This window comes from Pantoea sp. GbtcB22, assembly GCF_019091025.1.
In the GTDB taxonomy this organism is placed as follows: domain Bacteria; phylum Pseudomonadota; class Gammaproteobacteria; order Enterobacterales; family Enterobacteriaceae; genus Pantoea; species Pantoea leporis.
In genome coordinates, this window is record NZ_JAGXKB010000123.1 from 1 (window position 1) to 278 (window position 278).

At 37.4% G+C, this 278-nt stretch carries 1 protein-coding gene; it reads right to left on the bottom strand.

The annotated features are described in order from the left end of the window. Positions 1-25: 25 nt before the first annotated feature. On the bottom strand, positions 26-250 hold the full coding sequence (locus KVT28_RS28270) for a reverse transcriptase domain-containing protein (protein ID WP_368734940.1): 225 nt from the start codon (positions 248-250) through the stop codon (positions 26-28). Between the last annotated feature and the right edge of the window lie 28 nt (positions 251-278).

Consider the following 278-nt stretch of genomic DNA (forward strand, 5'->3'; position numbering starts at 1 on the left):
TTCTAAGTGTTTGTTGTAGAAAGTCTCATCTGACTTTATCGTATGACTTCTCGAAATCGATCTTCAAGATCACTCCATTCTTCTTCTTCTTGTGTAATTCATGTAATGTTCCATGGAGAATGACCGCACCCTCCATTATATTCCTCCCAGGGAGAAACGCTGTCTGGGAAGGACAAATAATTTTCTGTGCGACTAGCATTATCTGATTAGTGGCCACTTTTGTGAAGATTTTAAAACTAACATTCAACAAACAGATGGGTATGTATTGTTGAATTTGT